Source organism: Mesorhizobium sp. B2-3-14, from assembly GCF_006442175.1.
GTDB lineage: Bacteria > Pseudomonadota > Alphaproteobacteria > Rhizobiales > Rhizobiaceae > Mesorhizobium > Mesorhizobium australicum.
On record NZ_VFVP01000003.1, the window covers coordinates 324,284 to 350,340 of the forward strand.

Here is a 26,057-nt window from a genome sequence, read left to right on the forward strand (position 1 = left end):
CCGATGTCGACAGCCGCATCGCTTCACCAGAGCCGCAAGCGCAAGAACGGTGTGATGATGACGCTCTGCGTCATCGCCGCCGGCATCGGCCTTGCCTGGCTGGCACTGATCCTCGGCGCGCTGCTCTATAAGGGCCTGTCGGGCGTTTCGCTCTCAGTGTTCACGGAAATGACCCCGCCGCCCGGTGATGCCGGTGGCCTGCTCAACGCCATCTACGGCAGCATCGTGATGACCATTATCGGCATCGTCGTCGGCACGCCGATCGGCGTGCTGGCCGGCACCTACATGGCCGAATATGGCCGCTTTTCGAAGCTCACCACCGTGGTGCGCTTTATCAACGACATCCTGCTGTCGGCGCCCTCAATCATCATCGGCCTGTTCGTCTACGAATTGATGGTGCGGCCGATGGGGCATTTCTCGGCCATCGCCGGTGCCGTGGCACTGGCCATCCTGGTCATTCCCGTCGTGGTGCGTACCACCGAGGACATGCTCAACCTTGTGCCGAACGCTTTGCGCGAGGCCGGCACGGCGATTGGCGCGCCGCGCTGGGTGGTGATTCGTTCGGTGGCCTACCGCGCGGCGATGTCCGGCATCGTCACCGGCATATTGCTGGCCATTGCCCGCATTTCCGGCGAGACGGCGCCGCTACTCTTCACAGCGCTCAACAACCAGTTCTGGTCGAGCAATCTCAATGCGCCGATGGCCAGCCTGCCGGTGACCATCTTCCAGTTCGCTCTCAGCCCTTACGAGGAGTGGCAGCAACTGGCGTGGACCGGCGCACTCATAATCACATTGACGGTTCTCGCGCTCAGCATCTTTGCGCGCAGCCTGACCGGACGCAGAGAGGACAAATGAGCCAGATGTTGTCTCCAGACATGACGATTGCGACAGAGGCAGCCGCCAAGGCGAAGATCGAGGTCAAGAACCTCAATTTCTACTACGGCCAGTCGAAGGCGCTGAAAGACATCACCTTGTCGCTGCCCGAGCGCAGCGTGACGGCCTTCATCGGACCGTCGGGTTGCGGAAAGTCGACGCTGCTGCGCGTCTTCAACCGCATCTACGAGCTCTACCCCAAGCAGACCGCCGAGGGTCAGGTGCTGCTCGACGGCCAGAACGTTCTCGACCGCTCGCAGGACCTCAACCTGTTGCGCACCAAGATCGGCATGGTGTTCCAGAAGCCGACGCCGTTCCCGATGTCGATCTATGAGAATATCGCGTTCGGCGTCCGGCTCTATGAGAAGATCGGCAAGGCCGAGATGGACGGCCGTGTCGAGCAGGCGTTGAAACGCGCCGCGCTGTGGAACGAGGTCAAGGACAAGCTCAATGCCAGCGGCCTCAGCCTGTCGGGCGGCCAGCAGCAGCGGCTTTGCATCGCCCGCACCGTGGCGGTCAAGCCGGAGGTCATCCTGCTCGACGAACCGGCCTCGGCGCTCGACCCATTGTCGACCGCCAAGATCGAGGAATTGATCGACGAGTTGCAGGCCGACTACACGATCGTCATCGTCACCCACAACATGCAGCAGGCCGCGCGCGTGTCGAAGCAGACGGCTTTCATGTATCTGGGCGAGCTGGTCGAATTCGACAAAACCGAGAAAATCTTCACGTCGCCTCGCGAGAAGCGCACGCAGGACTACATCACCGGCCGCTTCGGCTGATCTCACGCATACGAGGACCAGGATCATGGCCGAACACACAGTCGCAGCCTTCGACGAGGATCTCGGACAGATCAGCAGGCTGATCAGCGACATGGGCGATCTCGCCGGCACGATGGTCGGCGGCGCCACCAAGGCGCTGCTGAATTCCGACAACGCGCTGGCACAGCGCGTGGTCTCCGACGACGCCATCATGGACGCGCGCCAGCGCGAACTCGATGATCGCGCCATCACCCTGATCGCCAAGCGCCAGCCGATGGCCGACGATCTGCGTCATGTCGTCGGCTCGATCCGCATGGCGGGCGATCTCGAACGCATCGGCGACCTTGCCAAGAACATCGCCAAGCGCGTCGGCTCGGTCGGCCTCACCGCCACGCCGCGCGACCTGTCGCATTCCATCGACTCCATGGCGCAGCTGGTGCTGATCCAGGTGCAGGGCGTCGTCGAGGAATATGCGGCCGGCGATGCCGCCGCCCTCGCCAAGCTCAGGAATGACGACGAACGCATCGACGTCAAATACACTTCGGTCTTCCGCGAACTCCTGACCTACATGATGGAGGATCCCCGCAACATCACGGCTTGCACGCATCTTTTGTTCTGCGCCAAGAATCTCGAACGCATCGGCGACCATGTGACCAACATCGCCGAGAATGCGTATTATGTGCTGACCGGCACGCAACTGCCCGCCAACCGTCCGAAGCAGGACGAGACGGCGATGTCGGTGCCGGCGGCTTGACGGCAGGGATGATCGATCGATGATCGCGCCACGCATCATGGTGGTGGAGGACGAGGAGCCGCTGGGCGTGCTCCTCCGCTACAACCTGGAGTCCGAGGGTTACCAGGTCGAGGTGGTGACACGCGGCGACGAAGCCGAGATACGCCTCCAGGAAAACGTGCCCGACCTCCTGGTGCTCGACTGGATGGTGCCGGCGGTTTCCGGCATCGAACTCTGTCGGCGCCTGCGCATGCGGCCCGAGACGGAGCGATTGCCGATCATCATGCTGACGGCGCGCGGCGAGGAGAGCGACCGCGTGCGCGGCCTCTCGACCGGCGCCGACGACTATCTGGTCAAGCCGTTCTCGACGCCGGAATTCATGGCCCGGGTCAAGGCGCTGCTGCGCCGCGCCAAGCCGGAAGTGCTGTCCAGCGTGCTCAAGGTCGGTGACATCGTGCTCGACCGCGAATCGCACCGGGTCTATCGCAAGAAGAGCGAGATCCGGCTCGGACCGACCGAGTTCCGGCTGCTCGAATTCATGATGCGCCATCCCGGCCGCGTGTTCTCGCGCAGCCAGTTGCTCGACAATGTCTGGGGCGAGACGATCTACATCGACGAGCGCACCGTGGATGTGCATGTCGGCCGCCTGCGCAAGGCGGTCAACAATGGCCGCATGCCCGATGTGATACGCACCATCCGTGGCGCGGGCTACGCAATCCGCGAGGATTGAGATCAGGCCACGTTCTTGCCGGATCTCACCTGCACGCCCGGCGCGAAGATCTCCTGGTCGACGAAGGTGAGCGCGCGCATGGCGCAGCCCTCGCGGATCAGCGGCAATTCGTTCGGCTCTGTATCGAAGGAAATCGACGTCGAATGCTGGCCGCCGGCGGTCTGGGCGATGGCCTCACGCAAGGCCGGCTCGATCAGATCGAAGGCGGCGGCGCTGACGCCGACCATCGCAACCGGCGCCGGATCGATCAGCGCGAACAAGCTGCCAAGGCCATAGCCCAGCGCCTCGCCGGCCTTGCGATAGGCCTCGCGCTCCGGTCCGTCTCTTTCGCGCGCCGTGGCCGCCAATGCGCGCATGTCGGCGTCGCTGACGTCGACCGGTTTGGCGTCCTCACCCATCTGTCCTGCATTACGCCAGATGGCATAGTTGCCGGCATAGGCCTCGACGCAGCCGCGCCGCCCGCAGCGGCAGAGCGCGCCGCCGGGGCGATGGATCATGTGGCCGAACTCGCCGCCTGAGGAATGGGTGCCGGTGAACAGCTCGCCCTTCAGCACCAGGCCCATGCCGATGCCGTGCGAGAGCAGGATGGCGATGAAGTCGTCGCGGTAGCGCTCGGGGTCGCGCCAGCGCAGCGCCACAGCCATCATGTTGCAGTCGTTCTCCATGGTGGCGGGGATGCCGAATTCGGCTTCGAGTATATCGGCGAAGGCAATGTCCGTCTGCGGCGTGATCGGCGACCACAGCATGGCGCGCGCCTCGGTGTCGGTGATGCCCTGGATCGCCAGCGCGATGCGGGCAATGCTGGCGACATCGAGGTCGGGATCCTCGAGGCGGCGCCGGACGATGGCCACGCATTCGCCGATCAGCGCCTCGCGCGACATGGTCAGCGTGTCCAGCCGGCGCTGCTCCTCCGATATCACCTGGCCGGCGTAGTCGATGACGGCGACGGAGAGGAAATTCAGCGACAGCACCACGGTCATGACCGTCGCGGCCTCGGGGTTGAGACAAAGGCCCACCTGCGGCCGGCCGCGTTTCAGTGAGCCGGCCTCGTTCGGCTTGCCTTCGCTCAGGATACCTTCGCCGATCAGGTCGGCTGATATCGCCGATATGGTCGAGTGGCTCAGGGCGGTGGTGGCGGCGATCTCAGTGCGCGAGGGCTGGCCACCCCGGCGCACGGCTCCAATCACCATTGCGCGGTTGCGCCGGCGCAGATCGTCGTGGCGGATTCCGACCGACATGATTTCCCTCCCCGTCGCCGCGGTTCTTGACGCCCCCTCGAACACCTCCGGCACGGGTCGAATACTGGCAGAAGCGGCTGGGGCTGTCATTTATTTATTGCGGGGCTCGAAAAAAGGCTTCCGGCACCTCAAAATCCGTCAGAATCGATGTTGACAGTGTTCCGGCGATGGACCAGTGTTTTTTCGAGGCTCGAAAAAATTAGGGCCTTTGTGCCGGCCTTAGGGCCAGTTTGGTCGCGCCACACGCGGGCGCAGGGAGGATATCATGAAGAGATTCACAGTCGCCATTCTGGCGGGTGTCGCCATGTCGCTGACGCTGGCGTCGGTCGCGCAGGCAAAGGACAAGGTCATCGGCGTGTCGTGGTCCAACTTCCAGGAGGAGCGCTGGAAGACCGACGAGGCGGCCATGAAGAAGGCGATCGAGGCCGCGGGCGACAAGTACATTTCCGCCGATGCGCAGTCCAATCCCGGCAAGCAGCTGACCGATGTCGAGAGCCTGATTTCGCAGGGTGCCAATTCGCTGATCATCCTGGCGCAGGACGCGTCGGCCATCGGCCCGGCGGTACAGAAGGCGCTCGACGAGGGCATTCCGGTCGTCGGCTATGACCGCCTGATCGAGAACAAGGACGTCTTCTACCTGACCTTCGACAACAAGGAAGTTGGCCGCATGCAGGCCCGCGAAGTGTTCAAGGTGAAGCCTGAGGGCAATTACGTCTTCATCAAGGGCTCCGGCGCCGATCCGAATGCCGACTTCCTGTTCTCGGGCTCGATGGAATTGCTGAAGGCGGCCATAGACAGCGGCAAGATCAAGAATGTCGGCGAAGCCTATACGGACGGCTGGCTGCCCGCCAACGCCCAGAAGAACATGGAACAGTTCCTCACCGCCAACGACAACAAGGTGGACGCCGTGGTCGCCGCCAATGACGGCACCGCCGGCGGCGTCGTCGCGGCGCTGACGGCGCAGGGGCTCGCCGGCACCGTGCCGGTCTCCGGCCAGGACGGCGACCACGCCGCGCTCAACCGCATCGCGCTCGGCACCCAGACCGTGTCGGTGTGGAAGGACGCGCGCGAACTCGGCAAGAACGCCGCCGAGATCGCCTCGCAACTCGCCGACGGCAAGAAGATGACCGACATCGCCGGCGTGAAGGACTTCACGACGCCTGGCGGCAACACCGTCAAGTCGCTGTTCCTGACCCCGGTGGCCATCACCAAGGACAATCTCAACCTCGTCATCGACGCCGGCTGGATCAAGAAGGACGAAGTCTGCACGGGCGTTGCCGCGGGCAGCGTCGCGGCCTGCAACTGAGCTTGATCGCCTGAAAAGTCGGAAACGCCGCGGCGTGGAACGGTCAGTGTTCTGAACACTGGCCGTTCCAATTTCCTTGTCTTCGCAATTCCGGACAAAAACCCTTACGCACTTTTCCTGGAATTGCTTCCAAGCCGCGGCGTTTTCCCGACAAGATTTGTGTTTCCGCCGCTGGCGGCTAACTTCTGGGCTCTGGTCCGGCTCCGCGTCAGACGGCAAGCCGCTGGGAGGACATCATGACCGACACGACCTCAACCTCGCAGGCCGATACGGCGCGTGCGTCGGAACTCGGCGCGGTCGCGCGTTTCCTGAAGGCGACCGAGATCGATACCCGCATGCTCGGCATGATCGGCGCGCTGCTGCTGATCTGGGTCGCGCTGCATGTGATTTCGAGCCTGCGTCTTGGTGTCAATCCGCTCGATTTCGACAGCCGCACGTTCCTCACGCCACGCAATCTGTGGAACCTGTCGGTGCAGACGTCCGCGGTCGCCATCATGGCCTGCGGCATGGTGCTGGTCATCGTCATGCGCAACATCGACCTGTCCGTCGGTTCCGCCGAGGGCTTGATCGGCATGGTCATGGGCTTTGCGCAGGTACATTTCCTGGTTCGGTTCGTAGGACTTGAACTCGGCAACCCATGGATCTGGGTCCTGGCACTGGTCATCGGTCTGGCGCTCGGGCTTTTGATCGGCGCCTTCCAGGGCTTCGTCATCGCCTATCTCGAAGTGCCGGCCTTCATCGTCACGCTGGGTGGCCTGCTGGTCTGGCGCGGCGCCGCCTGGTGGGTCACGTCAGGCCAGACGGTGGCACCGCTCGACGCCACGTTCCAGCTTATGGGCGGCGGACCGGCCGGATCGATCGGCGCCACCTGGAGCTGGGTCGTCGGCATCGTCGCCTGCCTGGCCGTCGTGTTCGCGCTGTTCAACGGGCGGGTCCAGCGCAAGCGCTTCCGCTTCCCCCTGCGGCCGATCTGGGCCGAGACGCTGCTCGGCGTCGTCACCTGCGCCGTCATCATGGGCGCGGTCTGGCTAGCCAACTCCTATCCATGGCCGATCGGGATCGTGAACCGGTACGCGGCCGCCAACAACATCACCGTGCCGGAGGGCGGGCTGTTCATCGCCCACGGCATCGCCATACCGGTGCTGATGGCGGTCGCCGTCGGTCTGGTCATGACCTTCATCACCAACCGCACCCGTTTCGGCCGTTATGTCTTTGCTATCGGCGGCAATCCGGAAGCGGCCAATCTCGCCGGCATCAACACGCGCTGGATCACCATGAAGGTGTTCATGATCATGGGCGTGCTGGCCACGATCGCCGCCGCCATTTCGTCGGCCCGGCAGAACTCGTCCACCAATGTGCTGGGAACATTGGATGAGCTGCTGGTCATTGCCGCGGCCGTCATCGGCGGCACCTCGCTTGCCGGCGGCTCGGGAACCATCATCGGCGCCATGCTCGGTGCATTGCTGATGCAGTCGCTGCAGTCGGGCATGGTGCTGCTCGGTGTCGATTCGCCGTTGCAAAGCATCGTCGTCGGCGCCGTGCTGGTCATCGCCGTCTGGCTCGACACCGTCTATCGCAAGCGGGTTTAGGGATACGACCATGGCTGACAAAACCGCTCCCGTAAGGGCCCTCACAACTGCGCCCACTGGCACGCCGCTGGTCGACATGCGCAACATCTCGATCGCCTTCGGCGGCATCCGCGCCGTCGACGACGCCTCGATCGATCTTTTCCCCGGCGAGGTCGTGGCACTGCTCGGCCACAACGGCGCCGGCAAGTCGACGCTGATCAAGATCCTGTCCGGCGCCTACAAGCGCGATGCGGGCCAGATCTTCGTCAATGGCGAGGAGGCAGCGATTTCCAACCCGCGCGACGCCAAGAAATACGGTATCGAGACGATCTACCAGACGCTGGCGCTGGCCGACAATGTCGATGCCGCCGCCAACCTGTTCCTCGGCCGCGAACTGATGACCGCCTGGGGCACGCTCGACGACGTCGCCATGGAGGCCGAGGCGCGCAAGGTGATGGGGCGGCTCAATCCCCGCTTCCAGCGCTTCAAGGAACCGGTGATCAAGCTGTCGGGCGGTCAGCGGCAATCGGTGGCGATCGCGCGCGCGATCCTGTTCAATGCCCGCATCCTGATCATGGACGAGCCGACGGCGGCACTTGGGCCCCAGGAAACCGCCCAGGTCGGCGAGTTGGTCAGGCAGCTCAAATCCGATGGCATCGGCATCTTCCTGATCAGCCACGACATCCACGACGTGTTCGAGCTGGCCGACCGTGTCTGCGTGATGAAGAATGGCCAGGTGGTCGGTACCGCCCGCACGACTGACGTCACGCAGGACGAGGTGCTTGGGATGATCATCCTGGGCAAATGTCCTCCAGGTGCCATACCGGGGCCGGGCGCGCTGAAGATCGCCGCCTGAGGCCGGTCAGGCCGCTTCGGGCACGCCCCGTTGCCGGTCACGTGATATGCCAGTGATCACGATGGTGTGGCCTAACCATTGTGTTGGCCCGGCGACTTGCCCATAAAAGGTCCTGTTTTGCTCATGGACCGCATCATCCGTTGAAGAAGCTTTTTCCAATCGTCGCGTTCATTGCCGTTGCACTGATCAGCATGACCATGGCGGGGTTCGCTTATTTCGCGACGCAGGAAGCCGCCCGCATCAAGTTCGAAGGGGCGGCCGATGACGCCCTCAACCGGATCGAGAGCCGTATCGATCTGCACCTGTCGCTGCTGCGCTCGACACAGGCCCTGTTCGACGCGCGCAACGGCGATATTTCCCAGAACGAGTTCAAGGCATTCTTCAAGGCGCTGGATGTCGACAACAATTTCGCCGGCCTGCGAGGCATCGGCTTCCTGCGGCTGGTCAGGACGGGCGACGAGGCAGCGGTGGAACGCGACCTCCTCCACGATTTCGGCGCCAGTCATCCGGTCTATCCGGATACGACGCAGGCCTGGCGCACGCCGATCGCGCTTTTCGAGCCGCTCGATCCGTCCAACCAGACCATCATCGGCTACGACATGTTCAGCGAGCCGGTGCGGCGTGCGGCGATCGAAAAAGCCATGGCCGATGACCAGCAGCATGCGAGCGGGCTGGTGCAACTCGGCCAGGGCACGGGCGTGGCGCAGACTTTCACGGGCTTCCTGGTCTATGTGCGGCTCAATGTGGAAACCGCACCGGAGGTCATCAACGCATCGCGGTCCTCGACCGCCGGCTTTCTCTATGCGGCCTTTCGGGCCCGGGACCTGTTCCAGATCGCGCTCAGCCGTGCGCCGCTGCTGCCGGTCAACACCGAGATCTATGATGGAGCGGTGAACGGCGACAACCTGTTGTTCCGCTCGGAGACGCCACCGGCCTCATCCCTGGGAGACCGGCTGCTGGTCACCCGCAAGATGACCGTGGCGGGACGCCCTTGGACGGTATTGTTCAGGCCAACCAGCGCCTTCTCGCAACCCTCTTCGCGCGCCATCCCCGTGATGCTGGGGCTGTTCGGCCTGCTCCTGGCAGGCGCCATCGCGCTGGTGGCGCGCTATCAGGAGCGAGCCTATGACGCAGTGTCGGCCTTGCACGAGACGACGGAAAAAAGCCTTCTCGAAAAGGACCTGATGCTGCAGGAGATGAAGCATCGCATCAAGAACTCCATCACCAGGGTGCTGGCGATCGCGCGGCAGACGGCTTCGCGGGCAACCGACGTCAATGAGTTTTCCGCTTCCTTCTCGGCCAGGCTGCAGGCGATGGCCGCCTCGCAGGACATGTTGACGCGCTCGCGCTGGCAGAAAGCCGACCTTGCCGATCTGCTGCGCATCGAGCTTGGCCAAGTGTTCGGCAAGGAACTGCCGGACGGGCTCCTGTCAGGCCCGGAGGTGCTGCTCGATGAAACAACGACGCAGGCGCTTGGGCTGACCTTTCATGAACTCGCCACCAACGCGCTGAAATACGGCGAAGCCGGCAATTTCGTTGGCGCTCTCAAGGTGAACTGGTCGCTGGAAGGGCGGGGGCGCGAGCGGACGCTGGCGCTGAACTGGCGGGAGGCGGGGAAGAAGAGGGTAGAGGCGCCATCGCGGACGGGATTCGGCACCAAGCTGATCGATCTCAATGTCACGCGCGAGCTGCGCGGCACGATCAGACGCGATTTTCAGGCCGATGGCCTCAAGGTGGAAATCAAAATTCCACTGGCCGGCTGAAACCCACCCGTCAGCGGCCCTAGCGGCCGACTCCCAGCCACGAAAATCCGGAGGCCCCTGGGCCTCCGGATTTTGACTTGTTATCGCTGAATCAGTTGCAGCGGGCCGTGTAGATCCGGCCGCGATGGTCGCGATACTGGCAGTAGCCGTTGCGCAGGTTGCGAACCAGCAGGCCGGAGCCGGCACCGACGGCCGCGCCGATCAGGGCACCCTTGCCGCCGCCGACCAATCCACCCACGCCCGCGCCGATCAAGCCGCCGCCGACGACGTCCTGCTCGGTCGAGGTACAGCCGCTGACGGCAACCACCGCAACCATGGCAATAAGTATTTTCCGCATAGAGTCACTCCTCACTTGTGTCCACACTTTGGTAAGCTCCAACCGCCATTTAGCACGAAACGACGGCCTTTGCTGCTGCAATTTATTGTTGGCTAAGGTCGTCTTTTTCTGGGCGGTTCGTGTTCGATGCCATGACGACGTTGGATACGGCCAACGAAGCGTCAAGACTACCATCTGGCCGCACCTTCCAGACAATCTGATCGTAGTCGTCCTCCAAGGCGGGATCGACCGCGAGGCATTTGGCGACGACATGCTGCGCCTGCCCCCGCACGTCGCCCATCGCGAAGGGGCGCTCAGCGGTGCATTCGTCAGCAGTCGCAAAAACACTGACAGGGACCTGCAATTCCCGACATTCGGCCATCGTGTTCGAGCAACCGATCACCAGCAGCAACGCGGCTATGTGTTCCATGACAGATGTTCCTCTGGCCGCATTAACGGCCAGCATCGTCAAAAAGTTCCTGTCATTCCAACAGCGTTACGCGAATAGTTCGGAGAAAACCGCGGCTCCTCACGCTGCGGCGTTAGCCTGCCCGGCGACTTCAATTGGCGCGACGGAGAGGAGAGCAGATTTAGTCAGGTCAACTGCCAGAAAATGGCCAGCACCATGATCGCGGCCGCGGCAAGAACGATCCCCTTCATCAACCCCCTACCTGCTTCAGGGAGTGCCTCCATGGAGGGTTCGGATTCCAGAAATTCGCCCATCGAAACACGGGCGGCTTGTTCCAATCTGTTCATGTCGGCAATCGTCAAGACATTCCTCCCGTACCGTGCTTCGAGCCTGCCAACAATCTCCGAAGGCGGGGCAGGTTCCGACGGTATCTGGGAAAAACAGCATCCGCGCTTATGGTGAACAGCCGGTTAAGGATTGTTGTTTGCCAGGCTCTCACTGCGTCTCGAAATTGCTGTGCGGCACGACAAGGCGATATTCGAGGTGGCCCTCGCCGATATCCAGGTTCGCGGTTCCGTTCAGGGATGCCGGCACCACCCGCTCCAACGCGACGCTGCCGAATCGCCGTTGACCGCCACCACCGCGATTGACTTCTATCGTTTCGGCCCATGTCAGCGACAGCGCAACCTCCCCCGTGGCAGCAGCGTCGAGTTGGGCGGTGACCTCGACGAAGCCATCCGGCCGGGACAGGGCGCCGTAGCTCAACGAGTTGACGGCAAGTTCATGCATCGCCAGCCCGATATGCAGTGCGGCGTTGGGATTGAGGTAAGGATTGGCGCCACGAAAACGGAGGCTGTGCGACGGGTTCGCGCCATAGCGGCCGACCTGGCCCGCCACCAGTTCATGAAGGGCTGCCCCTCGCCAATTGGAGGATGTCACCAGATCCTGGGAGGAGGCCAGCGACTGCAGCCGGCCGCGGAAGCGCGTCAGGAAATCGCCGATGCCGTCGGAATAGCGACCGGTCTGGGTCGCGATGCTCTGGATGATCGCCAGGAGGTTCTTCGAGCGATGGCTGACTTCCCGCAGCAGCGTCGTCAACGTCTGTTCACGCCGCTTTTGCTCGGTCGTCTCGACCATGGTGGTGACGACGCCCTGTACATCGCCATCGTCGCCTCGGTCGGCATCGACCCAAATCTGAAACCAGCGAACGCCATTCTCGACCGGGACACTGATTTCAAGGCGCTGGGGATTGCCGGTCGCGATCACATCGCGCTTGGCGGCGCCGATGCGGTCGGTCTGCGCCGTCGGCAAAATGCCGTTGCCATCGACATCGTCGGAGGCCCACGGGGCGCGCATGTTGCGGGCCCATACGGTCTTCATCTCGCGATCCTGATAGAGGACGGAAATGCCGGCATTGTGGAGCGCGTGGAGAAGAGCCCGGCCAAGCTGCATGCCGCTCTCGGCGGGGTGCATGGCGATCACTTCATCGCCCCGTGCGCCTTCCTCTCTATCTGAAGTCCTCGAGCGCATCGGTCAACCTGTCCACCCCAACTCAGACTGAACCGCTCACCTGCCACATCGGTTCCAAATGAATCGGGATAACCACCCTTCCTAAAGCGGTCCGCCGGACGGCGTCCAGTAAAGGACACCGCCCGGCGGTGGCTGGAAACCGTTTGAGGGGTGCGGCTTCCAGTGTTCCTCTATTCAGTCGCCAGGCTCACGCCCGTCTGAAAAGGCCGGCCAAAAGCGAAATGACCAGGAATGCGAGGAAGATGAAGAACAATATCTGCGCGATACCGGCGGATGTGCCGGCGATACCGCCGAAACCAAGCGCGCCGGCAATAATCGCCACGACGAGAAATACGAGCGCCCAGTAAAGCATGGTTCATCTCCTTCCAATGATACGGTGAAAACGTGGGTAAATGCGGTTTGTTCCACCAATCGCCGAAAAAGCCGATGCTTGCAAACCGTTCCAGGCAGCGCGGGCTGGAAATTCGCTGGCGGCCGATCCGGCTTGTCAAGAAGGCCACCGAATGCATCGCACCCAGTGGCCTTTTATGTCCTTGTCCGGCTCGCGGAGGCCGCGATTTATGCAGCGGCCTTGGCCTGCCGGTCGAAGAAGAGCGCCTGGCTGATCAGCGCCTTCACCATGTCGGGATTGAACGGCTTGGTCACGAGGAAAGCAGGTTCCGGACGCTCTCCGGTCAGCAGACGCTCGGGAAAAGCGGTGATGAAGATTACCGGCACCGATGTCGACGAGAGGATTTCGTTCACCGCCTCGATGCCCGAGCTGCCGTCGGCGAGCTGGATATCGGCCAGCACCATCTTCGGTCGGGTCTTGCCGAACATCGTCACCGCTTCGGCATGGGTGCGCGCCGTGCCCACCACCCGATGGCCGAGGCTCTCGACCATCTCCTCTATATCCATGGCAATGAGCGGCTCATCCTCGATGATCAGCACGTCGGTCGCCACCTGACGGGAAATCTCGTTGCTTGCCTGGGCAAGCAGCTCGGAGAACTGCTGGTCGCCGACATCGAGGATCTCGGCCGCCTCGTCCTCGCTGAAACCTTCGACGGCAACCAGCAGGAAGGCCTGGCGGGGAAGCGGCGCGATCGCATTGAGATTGGCGGCCGCGCGCTGTTCCCAGCCCGCCTGTGTCTGCTCTTGCGGAACGCGGATGGCAACCGATGTGAAGAGCTTGGCGAAAACCTTGTATAGTGCGATCCGGTCACTCGACGCCTCGGGGAAGATGTCGACATCGGCAATGATCGCCTCAAGCATCGCGGCGACCAGCGCGTCGCCGCTCTCCTGCGATCCCGAGACGGCACGCGAAAAGCGCCGCAGGAACGGCAGATGCGGAGCGATGGTGGCGGACAAGCTCATAATAGACGTCTCCCTCAGATGACGCGTTGAACGGATTCCAGGCTATGCCGATTGCAAGCCCCGTGGGAAACAACGCCGCTTTTCTGAAAAAGTTCCGCCGATATGGAACGAATCACCGGCAATGGCGTTTTAGTGCCGGGATGGGCAACCAGACGAGGGTGCCGCTTGCCTTGTGTTGTGTTGTGAGCGGCTTGAGTTCTGGGAAATAAAGGGCGAAATGAAGGACATGACCAAAGATATTCTGGCTGGCGTCACGGGCAGGCGCCGGAACGGCGACGGCGATCCGTTGGGGCCGAATTCCGAAATCGGACGCAAACTCAAACAATATTACGACGAGCTGGTCTCCGACAATGTGCCGGATCGCTTCGCCCAGTTGCTCAGCCAACTGGAACAGGCCGAACCCGCACAGAAGAAGGACTAGGGACATGGCAGCGGTCTCCCAAGGCTTCAAGACCGATCTGCTTGGGGCGATCCCGAGCTTGCGGGCCTTTGCCGTGTCGCTGACGCAGAATGCCGACAAGGCCGATGACCTCGTTCAGGAAACGTTGGTCAAGGCCTGGGACAAGCATGAAAGCTTCCAGCCCGGCACCAACCTCAAGGCATGGCTTTTCACGATACTGCGCAATGAATTCTATTCGCAAATGCGCAAGCGCGGTCGCGAGGTGCAGGACAGCGACGGCATCATGACGGCCCGGCTTGCAGTGCACCCGGCCCAGCACGGCCAGCTCGACCTCAAGGATTTTCGCGGCGCACTCGAGCAATTGCCGGAGGACCAGCGCGAAGCCATCATCCTGATCGGCGCATCGGGTTTTTCTTATGAGGAGGCCGCCGAAATCTGCGGGTGCGCGGTCGGAACGATCAAAAGCCGCGTCAGCAGGGCCCGCACGCGCCTGCAGGAAATCCTGAAAATCTCAGGTGAGGACGAGTATGGCCCCGACGCGATTTCGGCTCAGGTCACGGGAACGGCCGCGCATTGAAATGCGGGGCCGCATAACGGCGATTCGGACGTTGTCGCGTCAGTCTCAGCCAGGGGAGCCGCGACCATAGGCCAGCGCCACGGCCTCGACGAGGTCTTCGCCCGAATAGGGCTTGGTGACCAGCCTTACCCCCGGGAAAGACGCCTTGATCTCATCCGCATCCGAATAACCGGACGCAAACACGAACGGGACGCCGGTCTCACGAAGGCCCGCGGCAAATTCGAGCGTCGAGGCGCCACCCAGCATCAGGTCGACAATGGCCGCGTCGAAATCCTTCGCGACCTTCCGGCCATCGACCTCGGCCAAATCGCGGGCAACCACCACCTCGCCTGCACCGTGGTCACGGCAGAGTTGCTCGACATCCATGGCGATGAGGAATTCATCCTCCAGGACAAGAATGCGCAATCCATCAAGTAATTGGGGCACAGGCAATTGCTCCTTGAAACGCCGGGAGTCATGATCGTAATTTGGTGTGTTGTCATTTAAAAAAGACATCCGCCGACAGGCCGATCTCGGCAACGCGCAAAAACAGACCTGCTCACGGCAGGCATTCGCAAGGGGTCGAAATGCCGAGCCAGACCGGGCGCTCTTCCTCAAGCCGTCAATACCCCTGCGAGCAATGCCCGTTGCGGGCCCTGCCGGTGTTCCGGGAGTTCGAGAAGCCGGAGCTTGCCTTCATCAGCAAGTTCAAGAAGGGAGAACTCGCGGTCGACAAGGGTGCCACGGTCCTCGTGGAAGGAAGCCACAGCGCGCATCTCTACACGGTGCTGTCCGGCTGGGCGTTCCGCTACAAGCTGCTGCAGGACGGCCGCCGGCAGATCCTCAATTACCTCATGCCCGGCGATCTCATCGGTCTGCAAGGCAGCGTCATGGGGGAAATGCAGCATTCCGTCGAGGCGCTGTCGCCAATGCTGCTTTGCGTGTTCGAACGCGACAATCTGCTCGAGATCTACCGCAACCATCCGGGCCTCGCCTACGACATCACCTGGATCGCTTCGCGTGAAGAGCGGATGCTGGACGAGAACCTGCTCAGTCTCGGCCGCCGCAGCGCGATCGAACGCGCCGCCTATCTTGTCGCCTTCATCGCCAGCCGCGCCAAGGTCGTGGGCCTGAACGGCACGCAGTCCATCCAGATACCGATCACGCAGCAGCACATCGCCGATACGCTTGGCTTGTCGTTGGTTCACACCAACAAGACGATCCGCAAGCTGATGGACCGTCAGCTGATCGTCTGGCGCGACGGCGGTTGCGGCGTCGTCGACATTGAAGGTCTGAAACGGCTCGCCGGCTGGGAGGGGCTGGCCGAGGGCCGCCGGCCGCTGATCTGACCGACACCTTGCCGGGGCGGATCGGGTGCGCGTGACGGGGGTTTTCGGGTAGTTTGTCCCGACATCGGAACCTTGAGACGCAAGGCGCGTTTGAAATCGAGCAATCACAAGGAGTTAAGCAATGGCCACCGTCGCAGGGAAGACAGCCAACGAAGCGCGGACGAATCCGGATCTGGAAGCCGACATCAGGCAGCTGAAGGCCGATATCGACAAGCTCACCAAACAATTGGCCAAGACCGGTGAACACGGCTACGGCACTGCGCGGCGCGCGGCGGCCGAAGGCGTCGAACAGTTGCGCGCCCAAGGGGAGGCTGCCTTCGACAGCTTGCGCGGTAATGCCAGGGATATCGAGGCGCAGATGGTGGCAAGCGTACGCGAAAAGCCGGTGACGTCGCTGGCTATCGCCGCGGGCGTCGGCTTCCTGTTCGCGCTGCTCACGCGTCGCTAGTTCCGCCGAGATGGGACTGCTGGCATCGTTGCTCTCGGGTTTCGCCTCGGGCGAAACCGTGGCCGCCATACGTCGAGCACGGACGGCGGCCATCGTCTATATGCTTGCCGCGCTGGCGGTGTTTTGCGGTATCGGCTTCCTGGTCGGCGCGGCCTATATCTGGGCATCGGCCCGCTATGGATCGCTGGCGGCGGCGATTGGTTTCGGTGTCGGCTTTCTGGTCATCGCAGGCCTTGTTCTTTTGACCCATCGGCTGATGTCGGGCACGCGGATGCGCCGCGAGGCTAGGCGGCGCAAGACCGATATGAAAGCGATCGGCATTACGGCCGCGCTCGCTGTGCTTCCGGCATTGCTCAAAGGTGGGCTCAAGGGAAAAGGTGGGCTCGGGGTTATTCTTGGTCCGGCCGTGGCACTCGCGGCCTATGCCATCTACCGCGAGAATGTGAAGTCCGACACCGACCACCACCCGGATGCCGGCGAGGGGTAGTCGCGCCGGCGGCCATGCTCACGTCATCTCGACAGATCTTCCAGCGGCATCGATATTTCGGCGAAGACCCCATCGCGCCGGAATTCGTGGGTTACTTCGCTCGAAATGACCTTGGCCAGGCTGCGCCGGATGAGGATCGAGCCGAAGCCTTGCCGCTCGGGCGGCGCTACTTCAGGACCGCCGCTTTCGCGCCAGGTGAACACCAGGCGCCTGTCACCATTCTTGCCTTGCGCTTTCCAGTCGAGATCAACCTTGCCTGACGCAACCGACAGTGACCCATACTGCAGCGCGTTGCTGGCCAGTTCGTGCAAGATCAGCCCGAGGCCGACGGCTTGATCGGGCGACAGCAGCAGATCGGCGCCCGAGATTGCCAGCTGCGGCTGGGCGGCGTTGTCGAAAGGCCTGATCTCGATCTGGACGAGTTCGCGGATGCCGATACCGCGCCACTCGCGGTCGGACAGCAGGCCATGGGCGATACCCAGGGCTTGAAGCCGGGCGCTGAAGGCTTTGAGGAATTCGCTCGGCTGGCGGGCATGGCGCACGGTCTGCGTCGCCAGCGCCTGGACCGTCGCCAGCGTGTTCTTGACCCGGTGGTTGAGTTCACGCAGCAGGAGCCGTTGCCGTTCGTCACCGAGCTTGCGTTCCGAAATGTCGTAGTTGACGCCGAAAATCAGCGTCGGCTTGCCTTCGCCATCGCGCTCGATGACACGGCCGCGCGTGGCCACCCATCGCGGTGGATGGAAGCCATTCACCCGGTATTCGCCAAAATAGTCGTCACTGCCGGTCAAGGCATCACGAAAGCTGGTTTCGGTCTGGTGGACGTCGCGTGGATCGATGGCTGTCAGAACATCGCGGGCCCGCAACCTTGTCGAGCGCGGCAGGTTGAACAATTCCGGCAATCGGACGTCGCAGTCGATGACGTCGGTGCGGACGTCCCAGGCCCAACTTGCCAGCGAAGCAGCATCGAGGGCGACGGCGCGCCGCTTTTCCTCGCGCGCGAGCGCGGCTTCGGCGACAGCGCCGGTGCGGGTCGCGTGCTTCAGGGTGAACAGGCTGCCGGCGAGGCCGGCGAGCGTTTTCAACTGGTCGAGCCTGGAGCGGGACGGGTGGGCACCCGGCTTGCGGTGCATGACGCAAAGGGTTCCGATCCGCGCTCCCGCGACAATGATCGGGACGCCGGCATAGAAGCGCACATGATGCTTGCCGGTCACCAGCGGATTGGCATGGAAACGCTGGTCGGCTGCTGCGTCCGTCACCACCATCGGCTCATCGCCAGCGGCGATGGCGTGCGCACAGAAGGAGATGGCTGTCGTAATCTGTGTTTCTTCCATGCCAGAACAGGATTTGAACCATTGCCGATCGAGGTCGACAAGTGTGACCAGCGCGATCGGCGCGCGCATCACGGCGGCGGCAAAGCCGCCGATGCGGTCGAAATCCGGGTCGGGCGCCGTATCAAGCATCTCAAGCCAGTGCAACACGGCCAGCCGGTGCTCGTCCTGCACGGCGCGCGCAACCTCGGCCGGCAGACCGGCTGCTGTTTCCACCCTGCTATTCAAACCAAGTTCCCGTGACTTGTCTTGATGTCCTTGCCGTCGCCGGCCCGGGACAGCCCTGCAGCCGGAACCATCCTTGCGAGGGACCGTTACCCGAGCGTGATTTGCCGATCGCGTCAGCCGACGCGAAACCAGACGAGGACCCGCCATGGCCAGGAACATTCCCGAAAACAAAGCGCGTCAGGGGCGGTGGGGCTGGCATGGGTTCCGAATCCTGATCGCCGGACTGCTCCTGGTGCTCGTCGCCTGGGGCGTCGCCGAGATCTACGGCGTGTTGATCAAGGCGCCGAACAGCGACGAGCAACATGTCCCCACGCCGCCGAGCACCGGTCCGGCGCCATCCGGCTGAAGTCAGCACCCTGATGGCTTCATACAGCATCAGGCGGCTTTCACCTGGGCGACGCTGGCCGGCACCAGCACATTGAGCGCTCCAGGTTTGATTTCGATCGTCGTCTCACGATCGAGCCTGACCAGTTCGCCGTCCATGACGGCACGGAATTTCCTGCCGCCGGAATGAATTTTGAGGGTCACCCTGTCGGCCTGGTGGATTTCGACATGTTCGTTGTCACGCCACTTGCCGCGCGCCACGTTGAACAAAAACTTGACCAGTTCGGCGCGCTGCTGCGCTACCGTGACGTAAATGCCGAGCACGCCACCGGCCGGATTGTCGGCATAGGGCAGGTGACCTTCGCCGAAGAGATTGTTGGTCACGCCGAGGCCGGATATGCGGGCAGTCATCTCCGCTTCACCGATGCCGAGCGTGACCTTCATTGCCGGCGGGTTCTTGATCGTTGCCCAGGCTGCCTTGGCGGAAGCGCCGATCTTGCCCAGGCGTGAGCCGAATTCCATGCCCTGGCGCAGCTGCACCATCTTGGCATGCATGCCGATCGAGAACTGATGAACGAAAGGCTGGCCATTGGCCGTAGCCATGTCGACTGCGATGATTTCGCCGTCGGCAAAGGATTTCAGCGCCGCATCGAGCGACTGCGGAATACCAAGGCCGCGCGCGAACAGGTTCATGGTGCCGGCCGGCAATATGGCGAGCGCCTTTTTCCTGCCCATCAGCCTGGCGGCCGCGGCCGAGATGGTGCCGTCACCGCCTCCGGCGAGCACGACATCGACGGTGCGGCGCGACGCAGCGCTGTCGAGGGTGTCCACGACGTCCTTGCCGGCGACGATGTCGATGCTGAGAGAGTGGCCCGCCGATTCCAGCGTCTGACGCATCCGGTCCGAAAAGGCGGCGAGATCGGTGGTGCGCAAGGTGCCGCCGTCCCGGTTCAGCACCGCTGCGAATTTCATGCCCCGCTCCGCTGCTCACTTCAACCGGCCGGGGTACCCCAGCCGACGGCTGAAACGCGGCAAACCAGGAATAGTTCCGGCAGGGCTGGAATCTCTGGCAGACCCTGGTTTTCGGCAGCGGGCGGTCAGATACGCTTCTTGGATTTGACTGATACGCTTCTTGGATTTGACTTCGGCCATCGCGGTTTTGTCGGAACAACGGCATGGTCACGACGTTGTGAACCTGCAGAGATGTCGCGTCCGATCCCCGCGAGGGGTTCAACCGGGCGCGGCATGTACGAAATCAGGCACGAGGAGAGACCATCATGATCCGCACCCTTTTAGCGACGACCGCCCTTGCGACAATGGTTGCAACCGGCGCCTTCGCGCAGAGCGCTGCAACCCCAGCCCCAGCGAACCAGCCCGCCGCCCAGGAGCCGGCCGCGACGGCGCCGGTGCCGCGCGCTGAAGGCAGCATCGTCACCAACATCATCGGCGAGACCGTCTACAATGGCACTGGCGACAATGCCGAGAATATCGGCAAGGTCACTGACGTGGTCTTCGACAAGGACGGCATGGCGAAATCCGTCGTCATCGGCGTAGGCGGTTTCCTTGGCGTGGGAACCAAGAATGTCGCCTTCGACTACGACAAGCTGCAATGGGCCGAGAAGAACGGCGATCGCTGGCTGGTGGCGCAGACCACCAAGGACGAACTGAAGGCGCATCCGGAGTTCGACAGCAAGGCTTACGCGCCGGCCCCGGCCGCAGCGACGACCGCACAAGCGCCGGCCACATCGACCGACACCGCACAGCAGTCCACGAACGCCGAGCCGGTCAAACAGGCTGATGGCAACCTGGCCACAAACATCATCGGTGAAAATGTCTACAACGGCACCGGCGATGACGCCCAGAAGATCGGCGATGTGAACGACATCGTGCTGACCAAGGAAGGCAAGGCGCAGTCGCTGATTATTGGCGTCGGCGGGTTCCTGGGCATGGGCGAAAAGAACGTGGCTTATGATTTCGCCAAGGCGCAGTGGGCACAGAAGAACGGCGACCGCTGGCTGGTGGCGCAGACCACCAAGGAAGAGCTGCAGGCGCAGCCGGATTTCAACCGCAAGGCCTATGATCCGGCGCCGGCAACGACGGCATCCAATGAACCGGCGCCAACCGCGCCCGCCGCGGCGCCGTCCGCCGCGACAGCTCCCGCCGCCGCTCCGGCGGACAAGACCGCGGCGGCGCCGGCTGACGCCACGGCTCCTGACCAGACACAGACCGCGGCCATCGACAAGTCCAAGCTTACCGAGATGCCGGTTGGAGAGATCAGGGGCGACGACCTGAAGGGCACGACGGTCTATGGCGCCAACGACGCCAAGGTCGGTGAGATCGGCGATGTGGTGCTGACCCCCGACAAGAAACCCGACGCCGTGATCGTCGATGTCGGCGGCTTCCTCGGCATTGGCGAGAAGGAGGTCGCGGTCGGCATGGATAATTTGAAGTTCATGACCGACAAGAACGGCAAGAAGTACCTTTATACGACCTTCACCAAGGAGCAGCTCGAGAAGCAAGCGGCTTACGACAAGGGCTCCTACGCCCAGAAGCGCGACGAGCAGCGTCTGATCGTCCGGTAGGCAAGGATACTTCGACAGGTAAGGATACTTCGATAGGCAAGGATCCAGGGCGGTAGGGTAATCCCCCTACCGCCCTGCTTGCGAGCTGGAGTATCCAGTCACTCCGTTTTCCGTCAGTTCCAAGAGGGCAAGCGACTGGTCGAGATGTTCAGCCCGCCAGGCGAGCAGCCTTTCGGCGAATTCCAGCCGAGTGGAACGATGTGCTGGGCTGCCGGCGAGGTTCTTCAATTCGCCAGGGTCGTCCTCCATGTCGAAAAGCAGCGGCGGCAGGCCGCCGCCAAAATGCACGTATTTGAATTTCTTCGTGCGGATGACAGCGAGGTTGCACTGGCGCGAGGTGATGCCGAAGTGCCGTTCGGCTTCACCGCCGGCGATCGAGCGAAAGTCGAACTCCCAGTGCGCGGCGTCGCGCCAAATGGCGGGCGTTCCACCGCTCAGGAAGGGTTTCAGCGAGCATCCGTCAAGGTGCGGTTCGGGAGCCACGCCGAGCAGGTCGATGAGCGTAGGCAAAATGTCTACCGCTTCGGTGAAGCGATCGACAGCGCTGCCGGCAGCCTTGCGGTGGCGTGGATCGCGGATGATCAGCGGGATATGGTAGCTGCCGTCGAAATAGCCGCCCTTGCCCAGCATGAAGTGGTCGCCCATCATTTCAGCATGGTCGGAGGTGAGCACGATGATGGTGTTGTCCCACGCGGCTTCGGTCTTCAGCGCTTGCCACAGGCGGCCGAGCTGCGCGTCCACCTCCGAGATCATGCCGTAATAGATCGCTCGGATGCGGCGGAAATCATCCTCGCTCCAGTCGTGCACTTTGCCCGTGGCGCCGGGGCGGAACTTCGCTCGTTTTTGGCGATCGAGATCATAGGCGACGTAGGGGTGGCCCTGAGATTCGGCGCGCCAACTTTCCGCGCGGTGAAAAGCGGGGCCGTCCGCGGGATCGTATTGAGTGTTGTACGGTTCCGGTACGATGAAGGGCGGATGCGGGCTGATAAAGGAGAGATGCGCAAACCACGGCGTGGCCTCGTCCTGCTCGCCCAGCCAGCGGATGAACTCGCCGGCAAGGAAGGCCGTCGGCGTCTGGTCCCTGGAGTAGACGGGTGGCGCTTCGGTCACCGCACCGTCGACCTCGCCCACCGGACGATGAATGTCAGGACTTCCAGCGCCGGCATCGATGCCTTGCTGCTTCAGCCAAGACAGCCACTGCTTCTGATGTTCGGGCAGCAATTGGCGCGCCGTGAAGCCGGGCAGAACACCCTCATAGCTGTGCAACCGCGGATCGGCCGGTGCAAGCTGGCGCGGATCGAGCGACACATCGGTATAGCCGAACAAGGTCGGATCGTAACCGACGCTGCGCGCGGCGAGCGCAATATTGCCATGGCGGGCGTCGAGCGGCGTGCCGTTGCGGCAGACACGATTGTTCATCTGATAGAGGCCGGTGTAGAGGCAGGCACGGGCCGGTGAGCAAGGCGCCGCGCCGCCATAATGGCGCTTGAACAGCACGCCGTCGGCGGCCAGCGCATCGGCATTCGGCGTCTTCACCTGGGGATGGCCGACAGCCGACAGGCAATCGCCGCGCCACTGGTCGCAAGTGATGAGAAGGACATTTGGCCGCCTGCCTTTTCCAGTCACTTGCGCTTACCCCTCTCCAGCACGTCGAATGCGCACATGGAACCGATTCCATCCAACGCGCAAGACCAGGGCTGTTTGCTAAACGGTGAACAAGGATCTTGGGATTGTTCACTTTTAAGGCACAGTCCATCCTGTGTTTGCAGCCTTTGCCATACTCGCTCGTATCCTCATATTGGCCAGGAGAGCGGCGAGGGCCGCACAAGCACCAAGGGAAGGAGCAGAGACCATGCTCGACCAGATCAAGGGCCTGCATCACGTCACCTCGATGGCCAGGGATGCACGGCAGAACAATGATTTCTTCACCCACAAGCTCGGCCTGCGCCGGGTCAAGAAGACGGTCAATTTCGACGCGCCCGACGTCTACCATCTCTATTATGGCGACGAGGCCGGCACACCCGGTTCGGTGATGACCTATTTCCCGTTTCCCAACATCGGCAAGGGCCGTCCTGGTGTCGGCGAAGTCGGCACCACGGTCTATTCCGTGCCGGAAGGCGCGCTCGCCTCTTGGGAAAAACGCTTCACCGACGAAGGCGTAACCAATGTCGCCCGCGAGGAAAGCTTTGGCGAGAAGCGGCTCGCATTTGCCGGCCCGGACGGCGATGGCTTTGCACTGGTCGAGGACAAGGCCGACGGCAGAGCGCCCTGGGTGAAGGGCGGTATTGCCGCGGACGAGGCGATCCGCGGCTTTCACTCGGTTTCGCTGAGACTGAAGGATGGCGGCGCCACCGAGGAGCTGTTGAAGTTCATGGGTTACGAGGAGGTCGACAAGTCAGGCAATGTCAGGCGGCTCGCCGTCAAGAACGGCAATGGCGCCGATTTCGTCGATATCGAAACGCTGCCGACCGCACCCTTCGCCGATCTCGGCGCCGGCTCCGTTCATCATGTCGCCTTCGCCGTCGAGAATCGCGCCAAGCAGCTCGAAGTGCGCAAGGCGCTGATGGATACGGGTTATGGGGTGACGCCGGTGATCGACCGCGATTATTTCTGGGCGATCTATTTCCGCACGCCGGGCGGCGTGCTGTTCGAAGTCGCCACCAATGAGCCGGGTTTCGACAAGGACGAGGACACCGCCCATCTCGGCGAGGCGCTGAAGCTGCCGACGCAGCATCAGCATCTGCGGCCATATCTCGAACAGCATCTGCAGAAGCTGGAGGGCTGAGACGATGAGCAAGGACGCTTACGCCCATAGGGTGCTGCCTGGTTCGCCGGGTGGTCCGCTGCTTTTCGTTTTCCATGGCACTGGCGGCGACGAGAGCCAGCTTGTCTCGCTGGGGCGCGATCTCGCGCCCCAGGCCACCATTGTCTCGCCGCGGGGCGATGTGTCGGAGCAAGGTGCCGCGCGCTTCTTCCGCCGCACCGGCGAGGGCGTCTATGACATGGACGACCTGGCGCGGGCCACGGCCAAGATGGCGGGCTTCATCCAGGCCCATGTCGAGGCGGCGAAGCCATCGGCCGTGCTGGGCCTCGGCTATTCCAATGGCGCCAACGTCCTGGCTTCGCTGGTGTTCGAAACCCCTGACCTGTTCGACGCCACGGTGCTGATGCATCCGCTGATCCCGTTCGAGCCGCAGGTGAAGGGCAGCCTTGCCAGTCGTCACATCCTGGTGACCGCCGGCAGGCGCGATCCGATCTGCCCGCCGAACCTGACGGCGCGGCTCGAAGCCTATTTGCGCGCCGACGGAGCCGATGTCACAGTGGAGTGGCACGAAGGCGGGCACGAGGTGCGGCCAAACGAAATCGAAGCGGCGCGGCGGCTTTTCGCCACCATCGCCCAAGGAGTGTAGAGATGCCCGATCAATTGCCAGAGATCGAACTTGAAGATCGCGGCTCCAAGGGTCGCTACGTCCTGCGCGGCGCCGGCGGTGCCGAGGCGGAGATGACCTTCACCAAGATCGGCGAGCACCAGCTGATCATCGATCACACCGAAGTGCCGGACGCCTTTCGCGGCCAGGGCGCCGGGCTTCGGCTCGTCACCCGTGCCGTCGAGGACGCGCGGGCAGCAGGCAAGAAGATCATTCCGCTCTGCCCGTTCGCCAACGCCCAGTTCCGCCGTCACCCGGAATGGGCGGATGTGCTGAAGCAGTAGCCCCGCAAACACAAAGCGGATGTGCAGGAACAGAGCTAAACGGGCGGCCATAGCCGTCCCGTTGGCTTTGTAATTTGCCCCGGCGGCACATCTTGCCTAGATATGATACATCGCCCCGCCGACAAACAGACCGAATGATCCCCCATATGACCGAAACAGACCTCGTCCCCGTCTTTGACGGCCACAACGACACGCTGCTGCGTTTGCACCAGGCGAAAGACGCGGACGTCGAGAAGCTGTTCATCGAAGGGAAATCGGGCGGCCATATCGACTTGCCGCGCGCCAGGGCCGGCGGATTCGCCGGCGGCATGTTCGCCATCTTCCCGCCGCCGGTCGAGAAAGCGCGGCGCAGCGCCGTGCCTTCGGCGCCGAGCGACAGCGAGCCGCTGCCGCCCGAGGTGCCGCGCGCCGATGCGCTCAACTCGACGATCGCGATGGCGTCCATCCTCTTCCGGCTGGAGCGCGCCGGCGCATTGGCGATCTGCCGCAGCGCCGGCGATGTGCGCAATGCCATGGCGCAAGGCACGATTGCCGCGGTGTTCCACATCGAAGGCGTCGAGGCCATCGATCCCGAACTCACCATGCTCGACGTGCTGCATGCCGCGGGCCTGCGCTCGCTCGGCATCGTCTGGAGCCGGCCCAATGCGTTCGGTCACGGCGTGCCGTTTCGCTTTCCGTCCTCGCCGGACACCGGTCCGGGCCTGACCGATGCCGGCAAGGCGCTGGTCAAGGCCTGCAATGAACTGAGGATCATGATCGATCTCTCGCATCTCAACGAGAAGGGTTTTCGCGACGTCGCGGCGCTTAGCGATGCGCCGCTGGTCGCCACCCATTCCAACGTGCATGCGATCTGCGGCCATTCGCGCAACCTCACCGACTGGCAGCTCGGCGCGATCCGCGACTCCGGCGGCATGGTCGGGTTGAACTTCGCCACCGGCTTCCTGCGCGAGGACGGCCGCATGAATGCCGACACCAGCCTCGACATCATGGTGCGTCATATCGATTCCCTGCTGCAGGCTTTGGGTGAGGATGGCGTCGGTCTCGGTTCGGATTTCGACGGCGCCATGATCCCGGCGGTCATCGGCGACGTTGCCGGCCTGCCGAAACTCATCGATGCGCTGGCGGCGCGCGGTTTTGGCCGCGCGCTGATCGAAAAGATTGCCTACCGCAACTGGCTAAGCATGCTGGAAAGAACGATAGGTTAGGA

At 62.9% G+C, this 26,057-nt stretch carries 30 protein-coding genes; 19 read left to right on the top strand and 11 right to left on the bottom strand.

Going from position 1 to position 26,057, the window contains the following annotated elements; all coding sequences use genetic code 11:
* The first annotated feature begins 3 nt into the window (after window positions 1-3).
* The 4 genes from pstA to phoB are packed head-to-tail and all read left to right on the top strand — an operon-like array spanning window position 4 to window position 3,097.
* Window positions 4-855: a phosphate ABC transporter permease PstA gene (gene pstA / locus FJ950_RS10445; RefSeq protein ID WP_015315385.1), complete on the top strand. Its 852-nt coding sequence runs from the start codon at window positions 4-6 to the stop codon at window positions 853-855.
* Complete coding sequence (gene pstB, locus FJ950_RS10450) at window positions 852-1,655, top strand: phosphate ABC transporter ATP-binding protein PstB (protein ID WP_140509733.1); 804 nt, start codon at window positions 852-854, stop codon at window positions 1,653-1,655. Before pstA ends, pstB begins: the two co-directional genes overlap by 4 nt.
* Before the next feature lie 25 nt (window positions 1,656-1,680).
* Complete coding sequence (gene phoU / locus FJ950_RS10455; RefSeq protein WP_015315387.1) at window positions 1,681-2,388, top strand: phosphate signaling complex protein PhoU; 708 nt, start codon at window positions 1,681-1,683, stop codon at window positions 2,386-2,388.
* A gap of 19 nt (window positions 2,389-2,407) precedes the next feature.
* Window positions 2,408-3,097: a phosphate regulon transcriptional regulator PhoB gene (gene phoB, locus FJ950_RS10460; RefSeq protein ID WP_010911896.1), complete on the top strand. Its 690-nt coding sequence runs from the start codon at window positions 2,408-2,410 to the stop codon at window positions 3,095-3,097.
* A 2-nt stretch (window positions 3,098-3,099) separates the two neighbouring features.
* On the opposite strand, the gene FJ950_RS10465 is transcribed toward phoB, so the two are convergent.
* Entirely contained in the window at window positions 3,100-4,335 is a 1,236-nt protein-coding gene (locus tag FJ950_RS10465; RefSeq protein ID WP_140616729.1) for an ROK family protein, read from the bottom strand.
* 265 nt (window positions 4,336-4,600) lie between these two features.
* On the opposite strand from FJ950_RS10465, the gene xylF reads away from it, so the two are divergent.
* The 4 genes from xylF (at window position 4,601) to FJ950_RS10485 (ending at window position 9,828) form a co-directional block, all read left to right on the top strand.
* Window positions 4,601-5,641 carry a D-xylose ABC transporter substrate-binding protein gene (gene xylF, locus FJ950_RS10470; RefSeq protein WP_140616730.1) on the top strand — a complete coding sequence of 347 codons (1,041 nt, stop codon included), beginning with the start codon at window positions 4,601-4,603 and terminating at the stop codon, window positions 5,639-5,641.
* A 236-nt stretch (window positions 5,642-5,877) separates the two neighbouring features.
* Window positions 5,878-7,230, top strand: a complete 1,353-nt coding sequence (locus FJ950_RS10475; RefSeq protein WP_015315390.1) for a sugar ABC transporter permease — start codon at window positions 5,878-5,880, stop codon at window positions 7,228-7,230.
* Window positions 7,231-7,240: 10 nt separating this feature from the next.
* Window positions 7,241-8,065 (top strand): ATP-binding cassette domain-containing protein, encoded by an 825-nt coding sequence (locus FJ950_RS10480; RefSeq protein WP_015315391.1) that lies wholly within the window; start codon window positions 7,241-7,243, stop codon window positions 8,063-8,065.
* A 140-nt stretch (window positions 8,066-8,205) separates the two neighbouring features.
* Window positions 8,206-9,828 carry a CHASE domain-containing protein gene (locus FJ950_RS10485; RefSeq protein WP_140616731.1) on the top strand — a complete coding sequence of 541 codons (1,623 nt, stop codon included), beginning with the start codon at window positions 8,206-8,208 and terminating at the stop codon, window positions 9,826-9,828.
* A 91-nt stretch (window positions 9,829-9,919) separates the two neighbouring features.
* On the opposite strand, the gene FJ950_RS10490 is transcribed toward FJ950_RS10485, so the two are convergent.
* From FJ950_RS10490 to FJ950_RS10510, 6 genes are all read right to left on the bottom strand, one after another.
* Complete coding sequence (locus tag FJ950_RS10490; RefSeq protein ID WP_015315393.1) at window positions 9,920-10,165, bottom strand: YMGG-like glycine zipper-containing protein; 246 nt, start codon at window positions 10,163-10,165, stop codon at window positions 9,920-9,922.
* Window positions 10,166-10,247: 82 nt separating this feature from the next.
* Window positions 10,248-10,574: a hypothetical protein gene (locus FJ950_RS10495; RefSeq protein WP_140616732.1), complete on the bottom strand. Its 327-nt coding sequence runs from the start codon at window positions 10,572-10,574 to the stop codon at window positions 10,248-10,250.
* A gap of 164 nt (window positions 10,575-10,738) precedes the next feature.
* Window positions 10,739-10,915, bottom strand: a complete 177-nt coding sequence (locus FJ950_RS29475) for a hypothetical protein (protein WP_181171156.1) — start codon at window positions 10,913-10,915, stop codon at window positions 10,739-10,741.
* Between the two features lie 133 nt (window positions 10,916-11,048).
* On the bottom strand, window positions 11,049-12,083 hold the full coding sequence (locus tag FJ950_RS10500) for a sensor histidine kinase (RefSeq protein WP_140616733.1): 1,035 nt from the start codon (window positions 12,081-12,083) through the stop codon (window positions 11,049-11,051).
* A gap of 187 nt (window positions 12,084-12,270) precedes the next feature.
* Window positions 12,271-12,435 (bottom strand): DUF1328 domain-containing protein, encoded by a 165-nt coding sequence (locus FJ950_RS10505; protein ID WP_010911886.1) that lies wholly within the window; start codon window positions 12,433-12,435, stop codon window positions 12,271-12,273.
* 206 nt (window positions 12,436-12,641) lie between these two features.
* Complete coding sequence (locus FJ950_RS10510) at window positions 12,642-13,436, bottom strand: response regulator (RefSeq protein WP_015315397.1); 795 nt, start codon at window positions 13,434-13,436, stop codon at window positions 12,642-12,644.
* Between the two features lie 217 nt (window positions 13,437-13,653).
* On the opposite strand from FJ950_RS10510, the gene FJ950_RS10515 reads away from it, so the two are divergent.
* Both FJ950_RS10515 and FJ950_RS10520 read left to right on the top strand, forming a co-directional pair.
* Entirely contained in the window at window positions 13,654-13,857 is a 204-nt protein-coding gene (locus FJ950_RS10515; RefSeq protein WP_140616734.1) for a NepR family anti-sigma factor, read from the top strand.
* A 4-nt stretch (window positions 13,858-13,861) separates the two neighbouring features.
* A complete protein-coding gene (locus tag FJ950_RS10520) occupies window positions 13,862-14,413 on the top strand; it encodes an RNA polymerase sigma factor (protein ID WP_010911883.1) in 552 nt (183 codons plus the stop codon).
* Window positions 14,414-14,458: 45 nt separating this feature from the next.
* Here the strand turns inward: FJ950_RS10520 and FJ950_RS10525 are convergent, their stop codons facing one another.
* Window positions 14,459-14,839: a response regulator gene (locus tag FJ950_RS10525; RefSeq protein WP_167331110.1), complete on the bottom strand. Its 381-nt coding sequence runs from the start codon at window positions 14,837-14,839 to the stop codon at window positions 14,459-14,461.
* A gap of 140 nt (window positions 14,840-14,979) precedes the next feature.
* Here FJ950_RS10525 and FJ950_RS10530 point away from each other — a divergent pair, with 140 nt between their 5' ends.
* From FJ950_RS10530 to FJ950_RS10540, 3 genes are all read left to right on the top strand, one after another.
* Window positions 14,980-15,741 carry a Crp/Fnr family transcriptional regulator gene (locus tag FJ950_RS10530; RefSeq protein ID WP_140616735.1) on the top strand — a complete coding sequence of 254 codons (762 nt, stop codon included), beginning with the start codon at window positions 14,980-14,982 and terminating at the stop codon, window positions 15,739-15,741.
* 121 nt (window positions 15,742-15,862) lie between these two features.
* Entirely contained in the window at window positions 15,863-16,189 is a 327-nt protein-coding gene (locus tag FJ950_RS10535; RefSeq protein WP_015315401.1) for a DUF883 family protein, read from the top strand.
* A gap of 10 nt (window positions 16,190-16,199) precedes the next feature.
* Window positions 16,200-16,676, top strand: coding sequence for a hypothetical protein (locus FJ950_RS10540; RefSeq protein WP_015315402.1), 477 nt, complete (start codon window positions 16,200-16,202; stop codon window positions 16,674-16,676).
* Window positions 16,677-16,699: 23 nt separating this feature from the next.
* On the opposite strand, the gene FJ950_RS10545 is transcribed toward FJ950_RS10540, so the two are convergent.
* Window positions 16,700-18,232, bottom strand: a complete 1,533-nt coding sequence (locus FJ950_RS10545) for an HWE histidine kinase domain-containing protein (protein WP_140616736.1) — start codon at window positions 18,230-18,232, stop codon at window positions 16,700-16,702.
* 145 nt (window positions 18,233-18,377) lie between these two features.
* Here FJ950_RS10545 and FJ950_RS10550 point away from each other — a divergent pair, with 145 nt between their 5' ends.
* Entirely contained in the window at window positions 18,378-18,578 is a 201-nt protein-coding gene (locus FJ950_RS10550; protein WP_015315404.1) for a hypothetical protein, read from the top strand.
* Between the two features lie 29 nt (window positions 18,579-18,607).
* Here FJ950_RS10550 and FJ950_RS10555 read toward each other — a convergent pair whose 3' ends face one another.
* Window positions 18,608-19,528, bottom strand: coding sequence for a diacylglycerol kinase family protein (locus tag FJ950_RS10555; RefSeq protein WP_140616737.1), 921 nt, complete (start codon window positions 19,526-19,528; stop codon window positions 18,608-18,610).
* A 305-nt stretch (window positions 19,529-19,833) separates the two neighbouring features.
* On the opposite strand from FJ950_RS10555, the gene FJ950_RS10560 reads away from it, so the two are divergent.
* A complete protein-coding gene (locus FJ950_RS10560) occupies window positions 19,834-21,138 on the top strand; it encodes a PRC-barrel domain-containing protein (RefSeq protein ID WP_015315406.1) in 1,305 nt (434 codons plus the stop codon).
* Window positions 21,139-21,204: 66 nt separating this feature from the next.
* Here FJ950_RS10560 and FJ950_RS10565 read toward each other — a convergent pair whose 3' ends face one another.
* A complete protein-coding gene (locus FJ950_RS10565; protein WP_140616738.1) occupies window positions 21,205-22,764 on the bottom strand; it encodes an alkaline phosphatase family protein in 1,560 nt (519 codons plus the stop codon).
* Window positions 22,765-22,990: 226 nt separating this feature from the next.
* Between FJ950_RS10565 and FJ950_RS10570 the strand changes: the two genes are divergently transcribed.
* The 4 genes from FJ950_RS10570 to FJ950_RS10585 all read left to right on the top strand — a co-directional run bounded on the left by FJ950_RS10570 (window position 22,991) and on the right by FJ950_RS10585 (window position 26,055).
* On the top strand, window positions 22,991-23,923 hold the full coding sequence (locus FJ950_RS10570; RefSeq protein ID WP_140616739.1) for a VOC family protein: 933 nt from the start codon (window positions 22,991-22,993) through the stop codon (window positions 23,921-23,923).
* Window positions 23,924-23,927: 4 nt separating this feature from the next.
* Window positions 23,928-24,548 (top strand): alpha/beta hydrolase, encoded by a 621-nt coding sequence (locus tag FJ950_RS10575; RefSeq protein WP_140616740.1) that lies wholly within the window; start codon window positions 23,928-23,930, stop codon window positions 24,546-24,548.
* Between the two features lie 2 nt (window positions 24,549-24,550).
* Window positions 24,551-24,850, top strand: coding sequence for a GNAT family N-acetyltransferase (locus tag FJ950_RS10580; RefSeq protein WP_015315410.1), 300 nt, complete (start codon window positions 24,551-24,553; stop codon window positions 24,848-24,850).
* A gap of 146 nt (window positions 24,851-24,996) precedes the next feature.
* Window positions 24,997-26,055 carry a dipeptidase gene (locus FJ950_RS10585; protein ID WP_140616741.1) on the top strand — a complete coding sequence of 353 codons (1,059 nt, stop codon included), beginning with the start codon at window positions 24,997-24,999 and terminating at the stop codon, window positions 26,053-26,055.
* The last annotated feature ends 2 nt before the right edge of the window (window positions 26,056-26,057 follow it).

What these genes read in the sequence shown, in the direction of transcription:
- pstA (WP_015315385.1), top strand. Translation starts at nt 4, where the DNA reads ATGTCGACAGCCGCATCGCTTCACCAGAGCCGCAAGCGCAAGAACGGT.
- pstB (WP_140509733.1), top strand. Translation starts at nt 852, where the DNA reads ATGAGCCAGATGTTGTCTCCAGACATGACGATTGCGACAGAGGCAGCC.
- phoU (WP_015315387.1), top strand. Translation starts at nt 1,681, where the DNA reads ATGGCCGAACACACAGTCGCAGCCTTCGACGAGGATCTCGGACAGATC.
- phoB (WP_010911896.1), top strand. Translation starts at nt 2,408, where the DNA reads ATGATCGCGCCACGCATCATGGTGGTGGAGGACGAGGAGCCGCTGGGC.
- FJ950_RS10465 (WP_140616729.1), bottom strand. Translation starts at nt 4,335, where the DNA reads ATGTCGGTCGGAATCCGCCACGACGATCTGCGCCGGCGCAACCGCGCA.
- xylF (WP_140616730.1), top strand. Translation starts at nt 4,601, where the DNA reads ATGAAGAGATTCACAGTCGCCATTCTGGCGGGTGTCGCCATGTCGCTG.
- FJ950_RS10475 (WP_015315390.1), top strand. Translation starts at nt 5,878, where the DNA reads ATGACCGACACGACCTCAACCTCGCAGGCCGATACGGCGCGTGCGTCG.
- FJ950_RS10480 (WP_015315391.1), top strand. Translation starts at nt 7,241, where the DNA reads ATGGCTGACAAAACCGCTCCCGTAAGGGCCCTCACAACTGCGCCCACT.
- FJ950_RS10490 (WP_015315393.1), bottom strand. Translation starts at nt 10,165, where the DNA reads ATGCGGAAAATACTTATTGCCATGGTTGCGGTGGTTGCCGTCAGCGGC.
- FJ950_RS10495 (WP_140616732.1), bottom strand. Translation starts at nt 10,574, where the DNA reads ATGGAACACATAGCCGCGTTGCTGCTGGTGATCGGTTGCTCGAACACG.
- FJ950_RS10500 (WP_140616733.1), bottom strand. Translation starts at nt 12,083, where the DNA reads ATGCGCTCGAGGACTTCAGATAGAGAGGAAGGCGCACGGGGCGATGAA.
- FJ950_RS10505 (WP_010911886.1), bottom strand. Translation starts at nt 12,435, where the DNA reads ATGCTTTACTGGGCGCTCGTATTTCTCGTCGTGGCGATTATTGCCGGC.
- FJ950_RS10510 (WP_015315397.1), bottom strand. Translation starts at nt 13,436, where the DNA reads ATGAGCTTGTCCGCCACCATCGCTCCGCATCTGCCGTTCCTGCGGCGC.
- FJ950_RS10515 (WP_140616734.1), top strand. Translation starts at nt 13,654, where the DNA reads ATGAAGGACATGACCAAAGATATTCTGGCTGGCGTCACGGGCAGGCGC.
- FJ950_RS10520 (WP_010911883.1), top strand. Translation starts at nt 13,862, where the DNA reads ATGGCAGCGGTCTCCCAAGGCTTCAAGACCGATCTGCTTGGGGCGATC.
- FJ950_RS10530 (WP_140616735.1), top strand. Translation starts at nt 14,980, where the DNA reads ATGCCGAGCCAGACCGGGCGCTCTTCCTCAAGCCGTCAATACCCCTGC.
- FJ950_RS10535 (WP_015315401.1), top strand. Translation starts at nt 15,863, where the DNA reads ATGGCCACCGTCGCAGGGAAGACAGCCAACGAAGCGCGGACGAATCCG.
- FJ950_RS10540 (WP_015315402.1), top strand. Translation starts at nt 16,200, where the DNA reads ATGGGACTGCTGGCATCGTTGCTCTCGGGTTTCGCCTCGGGCGAAACC.
- FJ950_RS10550 (WP_015315404.1), top strand. Translation starts at nt 18,378, where the DNA reads ATGGCCAGGAACATTCCCGAAAACAAAGCGCGTCAGGGGCGGTGGGGC.
- FJ950_RS10555 (WP_140616737.1), bottom strand. Translation starts at nt 19,528, where the DNA reads ATGAAATTCGCAGCGGTGCTGAACCGGGACGGCGGCACCTTGCGCACC.
- FJ950_RS10560 (WP_015315406.1), top strand. Translation starts at nt 19,834, where the DNA reads ATGATCCGCACCCTTTTAGCGACGACCGCCCTTGCGACAATGGTTGCA.
- FJ950_RS10570 (WP_140616739.1), top strand. Translation starts at nt 22,991, where the DNA reads ATGCTCGACCAGATCAAGGGCCTGCATCACGTCACCTCGATGGCCAGG.
- FJ950_RS10575 (WP_140616740.1), top strand. Translation starts at nt 23,928, where the DNA reads ATGAGCAAGGACGCTTACGCCCATAGGGTGCTGCCTGGTTCGCCGGGT.
- FJ950_RS10580 (WP_015315410.1), top strand. Translation starts at nt 24,551, where the DNA reads ATGCCCGATCAATTGCCAGAGATCGAACTTGAAGATCGCGGCTCCAAG.
- FJ950_RS10585 (WP_140616741.1), top strand. Translation starts at nt 24,997, where the DNA reads ATGACCGAAACAGACCTCGTCCCCGTCTTTGACGGCCACAACGACACG.